Below are 7,390 nucleotides of genomic sequence, written 5' to 3'. Positions count from 1 at the left end.
GTCCGGGTTAAGTGCACACCATCGTGGTGGGCAACTCCCCGGATACTGCCCGGCTCATCAACCCGGCGCAAGAATGGTGTTCGTCGGACGGTTACGCTATTTCGGTGCCCGTGTCACTGCTGCCTGGCACATGATTGGCGAAACAGGTTCTTGACAGTCTGGACAGCCTTCAACGCCTTGATGCGCTGAATAAGCGACTGCAGATTTTAGGCAATGAAGCACGTCTGCCATGTCTCTTGTCAGCGCAACTTTACCCGTCAGGGCCACCCGCTCAAGCCGGTTTCGATCTCCAGGTGTGGGATTTTGAAGGCGTCGCTTTTGTGGCTTGTGTTAGACGCTACAGGGCTCAGGCGAAATGAGACCGGCAAGTGCGAAGCCTTGGCACATTGAGGTGCATGGATTGGCTGCCCTGAACGCTGTCACGCCCGGTTTTTAGCGGTACGCAGCCAACAGTGATCAAGAGCTCGGCACGACCACGACGGTAAGCCAGTAGCCTGCCAACTGGCTGATGGCTTTGGTGAAGCTGTGAAAATCCACTGGCTTGGTGATGTAGGAGTTGCAGCGCAGGCCGTACATCTTGCTGATGTCCTCGGCTTCATGCGAGGTCGTCAGCACCACCACCGGCATGTGCCTGAGTTTCTCGTCTTTGACGATTTCCGTCAGCACTTCATGCCCGCTCGTCAACGGCATATGCATGTCCAGCAAAATAAGGTCAGGCGTGACCGCATTCTCATAAGGCGCTTCCTTGCGCAGGAATTTCATGCACTTCAGACCATTTTCGACATGGTGCAGATTCACCTTGAGGCTGGCAGCTTCAAACGCTTCCCGTGTGAGGAAAAGGTCATCTTCGTTGTCGTCAACCAGAAGAATTTCGGCGATTCGGCTGTTGCCGATGGGTTTGAGCATCATGACGCGGCACTTTCAGAGGGAGTGGCTGGCAGGGTGAAGTAGAAGGTGCTGCCCTGACCGACGACAGATTCTAGCCAGATGGAGCCGCCGTGGCGTTGCACTACCCGGCGACAAACCGCCAGCCCGATGCCGGTGCCGGCGTACTCTGCGTGGGTATGAAGGCGTTTGAATACCTCGAAAATTTTCTCAAAGTGCTCCCTGTCAATGCCAATGCCGTTGTCGGCGACCGAAAATACCCACTGGTTCTCTTTTTTTATGGCCGAAACCTTCACGACAGGCGCACGGCCCTCGCAATACTTGAGGCCATTGCCGGCCAGATTCAGGAAAAGCTGGACCAGTTGCGTGCGGTCACCCATCACGTGCGGAAGCTCGCCAAAGGTCAGCTCGGCCCCTGACTGCGTGAGGCTGGCGTCCAGCAGGCCGCTCACTTCGGTGGCAATTTCGTTGCAGTTGACTTCGGTCAGAGGCCGGGCCTCGCCGCTGACCCGTGCATAGGACAGAAGGTCATCGGTGAGCTGCTCAAGCCGGCGCGCTGCCTTGGCGGTTCGGTGAATCAGCGACAAGCCGCTTTCATCGAGCTGGCCAGCGTATTTTTTCTCCAGCAGTTGCACAAATCCGCTGATGGAGCGAAGCGGCGTCTTGAGGTCATGCGAGGCCACAAATGCGAATTGCTGCAGGTCATGGTTGGACGCCTGGAGCTGAGCGGTACGCCGCTCCACCCGCATCTCCAGCTCGGTGTTCAAGTCGGCAATCCTCGCTTCAGAGCGCACCAGCCGGAGCACCAGCGGGGCAAGCAACCAGCGCAGCGACAGCAGGGCAATCAACAGCACGCCCAGCAGGAGCGGAATCACAATGCGCAGTTGCCACCATACGGGCGCATACAGATCGGCAGAGTCGACTTTTAGAACCATCCCCAGCGCGAGATCGCCCACTGGCGCGTACGCCGCCTCCACCTCGTTGCGGCGATAGTCCTGTGCGCTGATGAAGCCGGTTTTACCGGCCAGGGCATGCGCCATCGGCAGCAGGTTGCCATCAGCGGCAACGCGCGGTGCGGTCACTACGTTCGGATTGAGCGTGGTTGGAAAGCACTGCATCGTCGCCTCGAAGGGCGCGCACAGCACCATTTCTCCCGTTTTACCCAGATGGGCGGCATCCTTGAGTGCGTTCGTGGTGGCTGGCAACACCGTCTCGGTGATTAACTTGCCAACTGTCTGTCCTGCCTGCTGCATTTCAACCGCTGCATGCAGCAACAACTGCCCATCCCACATGAGTTGCACACGCCCCGGAAGATTGAGCGGGACGGTCAGCGCGGATTGCTGCACGAAGTGACCCGCACGCGCCAACTCGCGTCCGTCTTTGCCGAACACCGCAATGGCCGTCAGCCCTGTCGGAAGAAAAGACAAAGCGACTTCGTTGAGTAGGGTGCGGGCGGTTTCGTCCTGCGCGTCGGTATTGAGCCGCTGCACCAGATCAATCAGCCGGGGACGGGTGACGGCGACCGTCGTTTTGCCAAAACCTGCGCTCACTTCAGTCTGCGTGAGTTGCATCCTGTTTTGCAGGGCGGACTGGAGGTTATTGTCGAGAAGCTGCTCGGCATGACGCTGCATGACTATAAAAACGCTGATACCCACCAGCAAAGCAACGATCACAAGAATGATTCCGGCGACCAGAACAATCTGCGGTTGATCAGATTTTGGACGGAGCATGTGCTTCATGGTCGTATCAGTGCTTAAAGGGGTCTTGCCGCCAGGCCTGTGCCTGAGTGTTGTCGCCAATGCTAATTTAACCAGACGCGCCGGCAAACAGGGGTTACCAAAGGCGCGCCATCTGATGGGTAATAACTTCTTTGACCGGCTCAAGCCATAGCGCCCGCAGCTTGTGCAAAGCAGTCCATTTGGCCGCCACTGTCGGGGGCGCAATGGATGACTCGCCCTATTCGCCTCGGGTCTTGAACACGTCGTGACACGACTGGCACGTGCGGGCCGTGGCCCTGAATGCTTCTTTCACATTGTCCAGATTGCCGGTTTTGGCAGCAGCGTTGAGTTTGACGGCTTCTGCCATCAGTTTTTCTGACGAATCCTTGAACTTGGCGGGCTGCGTCCAGATGGCCGGACTGGCACGCGTGACCCCTTTGTCCGTTCCGGCGCTGAATGCCGGCCAGGGGAGTTTGGACAGAGCCAGAACGATGGCCGTATTGTCTGCCGCCACTTTCGGATCGAAGGGCACACGTCCGTTCACCATGTTGGCGATGCGGTAAAAGTGGATCGACAACACCGTCATGGATGAGCGTCGGTAGTGGATGGCATCCTCAGGCTTGGCAAACTGCGCCGCCGCAGGGAAAACCACCGCAGCGGCCAGGAAAACCGCAAAAAATGCATTTTTTTTCATAGTATTCAGACGGATGGCAAAAGAAAAAAGAGTGGCGTATCACCCTTAACCGCGCACGGCAGCACAGCGAAATTTGCGTTGGCTTAAGGGACGATGAACGAAAGCCACTTTCTGGATGGCAGACGAATTCCTCTCTTGCAGACTGCACCTTCAGGCATTCAGCGTTGCCCCTGAAGCAGGCAATTCGCTGCATTGACCTCATGGCAAAAACGGCAAGAGCGAGCACCCGATACCGTGCTGGCTCGCGCTATTTTCCTGTTGTGCTGTCGGCCAGCGGCATTGCTACGCCGCGTCGTTGGCATCTGCCGCAAGCGCCGGCACTGCTGACGATGACGGCAGGCTTGCCCCCGAAAAAATCAAAAAGCGGTTTTGCACCGCTAGCTTGGGCACCTCTGATGACATTGTTCCGTAGCGATGAGAACGGGTTTTTCATGCACCCAGTCCAAGACAAGCCCACCGCCATACGTGAGCTGCTGCAGCGCTGATTTTGCTACTAAATAAATAGCTGCTTGCGCACGTCTGTATTGCGCAAGAGCCTTGTTTGGCTTAAAAAACGCTTGCGTGTCAACGCCAGCGAGCGCTACCTGGTGAAAAAGTCGTAGCCCTTGGCCGGCACCAGTCGCTTTGGATGCTGGTTAAGCCCCGGACACATGCGGATGGCAGTGTTTTTGCCCGCGCCATTGCGAAAAATTACGCCCAGGTATATGCCCGGTGCCATCGAAAACGACAGCCGGTTGACAACCGTGTTGTCGCCGCAGCGCTTGCTCAACTCGACAATTTCCCCAAGGACTCGGTCATGCGGCTATTTGGCCGCGCGCCTTCAGGAATCGTCGCCGTAGTCGTGGTCCGGATGGTTCACATTGCCCAGTTTCCAGTAACCCCGGCCCGTGATCTGGCTGGGGTCTACGCCCAGCTCGCCGGTCAGCAACTGGCGGATGCGGCGCATGGCGCTGGCTTCGCACGCCACGTAGATGCGGGTGTCTGCAGCCGGCGGCGGGGATTGTCGCAAGGCGGCTTCCAGCGCCTGCCCGGCCTGGGTGTTGTCCAGGCCGCGAACCACCCACTGCACCGCGCTGTGCGGTGCGTCGGGCAGGGCGCGTTCTTCGGCGGAGCCAGTCACTTCCATGATGACTTGCACGGTTGCAGTGTCGCTCAGGCTGGCCAAGATGGTTTCAAACGCCGGCAGCGCGCTGTCGTCGCCAATCAAAAGGTACGCGGGCGCGTCGGCCGGCAGCTTGTAACCCGGCCCCGGCCCCATCAAAAACAGCACCTGGCCGACTTGTGCCTGCGCCGCCCAGCTGGAGGCCGGGCCTTCGCCGTGCAGCACGAAATCGACATCGATCTCGCATACGACGGGGCGCACCGCCAGCGGCGTGTAGGTGCGCATGGACTTGGCGCGCGGGCCGTCGGGCAGTGGCCGCTCGGGCTCTAGCTGGCCGGGTTCCGGAAAAATCAGCTTCATGTAGCTTGCCGGGTCGCTGACCTCAAAACCCTGCAGCTCGGCGCCTGTGAGGGTAATGCGGCGCATCGCCGGGCTGAGTATTTGCACGCGGCTGACCTCGACGCGGCGCGGCGGGCGGCGCTTGCGCGGGGCAGCGGGCGGGTTGGTTTGCAAGTCAGGCGTATCGGAACGTGAAGGCTCAGTCATGGCGGCTTTCTGAAAAAAGCGCAGGGCTTCAAGGCCGCTGCGGGTGGGTATTGAGAACGATTGTCAGCCCAGGCATATTGAGGCGTGTTGGCCGCTTTCAGCCGGTGTCAAATCACCAGCACGCCCAGGAACACGCCAAAGATCAGCACGATCAGGAAAATCGTGATGGCGATGAAAAACAGCACTTTAGCGATGCCGCGCGCGCCCGAGGCCACGCCGGTAAAGCCAAAAACGCCCGCAATCAGCGAAATGATGAAAAAAGTAATGGCCAGCTTGAGCATGTGAACTCCTTGAGTTGAAGGGATGAAAGCGCTAAAGGGATTTTTGCCTACGCAAGCCAGGCCTTTTCTTGCGCGGTCGCTGCGTTGCCAGATGCCGGCAACCGGTCTACAGTCATTGTCATGACCTTTGGTGTGATCATCACCTTTTTGGCGAGATTGTCACTGGTGTTGCTGTTTTTGCCGTTCAGCGCGCTCGACAAGCTGCTGAACTTTGACCTTGCCCGCCAGCAGGCGCGCGCTGTGGTGGCGTCGGAAAGTTTGGCCAAGGCGTTGATCCTGACCGGCTTGGCGGTCGAGGTGTTCATGTCACTGGGCGTTCTAACTGGCGTGGCAGATCGGCTTGCGGCATTTGTGCTGGCCGGGTATTGCGCTGTGACGGCCGTGTTGTGGAAACCCTTTTGGCACCAGCCCGATTTCAAACTGCGCGGCAAAAGCCAGGGCCGCGAGATGTTCTGGGATTTCTTGAAGAACTTTGCGCTGGCCGGCGGTTTCCTGATAATTACCTTCGGCCCGAATGCCGCGTCGGTCACGAATTTTTTCAATGCGCCTTTGGCCTCGTCCCGACCCTACGCCACGCCTGTTGAAAGCGCTTTGCCATGACCGACTCGCATTACGACCTTATCGTCATCGGCTCCGGGCCGGGCGGCGCTGCGCTGGCGCAACGCCTGGCCGGCACGGGCAAGCGCATCCTGATGCTGGAGCGGGGCGACTACCTGCCGCGCGAAACCGACAACTGGAGCTCGAAGTCTGTTTTTGTAGAAGGCCGCTACCAGGCCGATGAACTTTGGTACGGCCAAAACGGCGAGAGCTTTCATCCGGGCCTGCACTACTTCGTTGGCGGCAATTCCAAGGTTTATGGCGCAGCGCTGCTCAGGCTGCGCGAGCGCGACTTTGAGGCGCTTGAGCACAGCGACGGCATCTCGCCCGAGTGGCCGCTGAAATATGCGGACTTCGAGCCGTATTACGCCCACGCCGAACGGCTGTTTCATGTGCATGGCGCGCGTGGCGAAGACCCCACCGAGCCGCCCTGCAGCGGCCCGTTTCCCTACGAAGCCGTCAGCCACGAGCCGCGCATTGCCGCGCTTGATGCCAGCTTGCGCCGCCAGGGCTTGCGCCCCTTTCATTTGCCGCTGGGCATTTTGCTGGATCAAAAGGACGGCCAGCCAACACGCGCCAGCCGCTGCATTCGCTGCGACGCCTTTGACGGTTTTCCGTGCCCGCTTAACGCCAAGGCCGACGCGCAAGTGATGTGCGTTGATCCGATGCTGGCAGCGCATCCGAACGTGACGCTGCTGACCGGCGCGCTGGTGACGCGGCTCAACACCGACGCAACAGGCCGGCGCGTCAGCGAGGTCGTGGTCGAGCGCCGGGGCGTGCAGGAAAGTTATTCGGCTGATACCGTGGTCGTGTCCTGCGGCGCGCTCAGCTCGGCGCTGCTGCTGCTGCGTTCGGCATCGACGCAGCATCCGAACGGGCTGGCCAATGGTTCGGGCCAGCTCGGGCGCAACTACATGCGCCATAACCAGTCGGTACTGATGGCGCTGTCGCGCGAGCCGAATGACACGGTGTTTCAAAAAACGCTGGCCGTCAGCGACTATTACTTTGGCGCTGACGACTGGAAGTTTCCGCTCGGCCTGATCCAGATGACCGCCAAGTCGCATCCCGACCAGATTCGCGCCGAGGCGCTGCCAGCCTGGCTGGAGTGGCTGCCCGACATGCCGTTTGAGGTGATGTCGCGTCACGCGATGGATTTTTGGCTGTCGTCCGAAGACCTGCCGCGCGCCGACAACCGCATCAGCCTGGGGCAAGACGGACGCGTCGTGCTGGCGCTGACTGAAAACAACCTGGAAGCGCACCGGCGTTTGCGCGCCAAGCTCGAAAGCCTGCTCAAAGACGCCGGCGCGCATCCGCACCTGATGGAGCGCAAGCTGTTTTTTGGCCAGGACATTCCGATTGGCGGCACGGCGCATCAGGCCGGCACCGCGCGCTTTGGCGTCAACCCGGCCACCAGCGTGCTTGACCTCGACTGCAAGGCGCACGAGCTGGACAACCTTTACGTGGTTGATGCCAGCTTTTTCCCGTCGATTGGCGCGGTCAACCCGACGCTGACCATCATTGCCAACGCGCTGCGCGTGGCCGACCGCATCGCCAGCAAGCTGTGAAA

At 59.7% G+C, this 7,390-nt stretch carries 7 protein-coding genes; 2 read left to right on the top strand and 5 right to left on the bottom strand.

Going from position 1 to position 7,390, the window contains the following annotated elements; genetic code table 11:
* Positions 1-456: 456 nt before the first annotated feature.
* The 5 genes from RCH06_RS07105 to RCH06_RS07080 all read right to left on the bottom strand — a co-directional run bounded on the left by RCH06_RS07105 (position 457) and on the right by RCH06_RS07080 (position 5,226).
* Positions 457-909: a response regulator gene (locus RCH06_RS07105; RefSeq protein ID WP_327080737.1), complete on the bottom strand. Its 453-nt coding sequence runs from the start codon at positions 907-909 to the stop codon at positions 457-459.
* Entirely contained in the window at positions 906-2,711 is a 1,806-nt protein-coding gene (locus RCH06_RS07100; RefSeq protein WP_327080736.1) for a sensor histidine kinase, read from the bottom strand. Before RCH06_RS07100 ends, RCH06_RS07105 begins: the two co-directional genes overlap by 4 nt.
* Before the next feature lie 130 nt (positions 2,712-2,841).
* Positions 2,842-3,297: a c-type cytochrome gene (locus RCH06_RS07095; RefSeq protein ID WP_327080735.1), complete on the bottom strand. Its 456-nt coding sequence runs from the start codon at positions 3,295-3,297 to the stop codon at positions 2,842-2,844.
* An 820-nt stretch (positions 3,298-4,117) separates the two neighbouring features.
* Positions 4,118-4,945, bottom strand: coding sequence for a siderophore-interacting protein (locus RCH06_RS07085; RefSeq protein ID WP_327080734.1), 828 nt, complete (start codon positions 4,943-4,945; stop codon positions 4,118-4,120).
* 107 nt (positions 4,946-5,052) lie between these two features.
* Positions 5,053-5,226, bottom strand: a complete 174-nt coding sequence (locus tag RCH06_RS07080) for a DUF1328 domain-containing protein (protein ID WP_327080733.1) — start codon at positions 5,224-5,226, stop codon at positions 5,053-5,055.
* A gap of 120 nt (positions 5,227-5,346) precedes the next feature.
* Here RCH06_RS07080 and RCH06_RS07075 point away from each other — a divergent pair, with 120 nt between their 5' ends.
* On the top strand, positions 5,347-5,826 hold the full coding sequence (locus RCH06_RS07075; protein ID WP_327080732.1) for a DoxX family membrane protein: 480 nt from the start codon (positions 5,347-5,349) through the stop codon (positions 5,824-5,826).
* Positions 5,823-7,388 (top strand): GMC family oxidoreductase, encoded by a 1,566-nt coding sequence (locus RCH06_RS07070; RefSeq protein WP_327080731.1) that lies wholly within the window; start codon positions 5,823-5,825, stop codon positions 7,386-7,388. The genes RCH06_RS07075 and RCH06_RS07070 overlap by 4 nt, the downstream gene beginning before the upstream one ends.
* The last annotated feature ends 2 nt before the right edge of the window (positions 7,389-7,390 follow it).

Source organism: Polaromonas sp. CG_9.5 (assembly GCF_035984465.1).
Classification (GTDB): domain Bacteria; phylum Pseudomonadota; class Gammaproteobacteria; order Burkholderiales; family Burkholderiaceae_C; genus Polaromonas.
The sequence above is the reverse complement of the archived record's forward strand: the minus strand, read 5'-3'. Positions and strand labels throughout refer to the sequence as shown.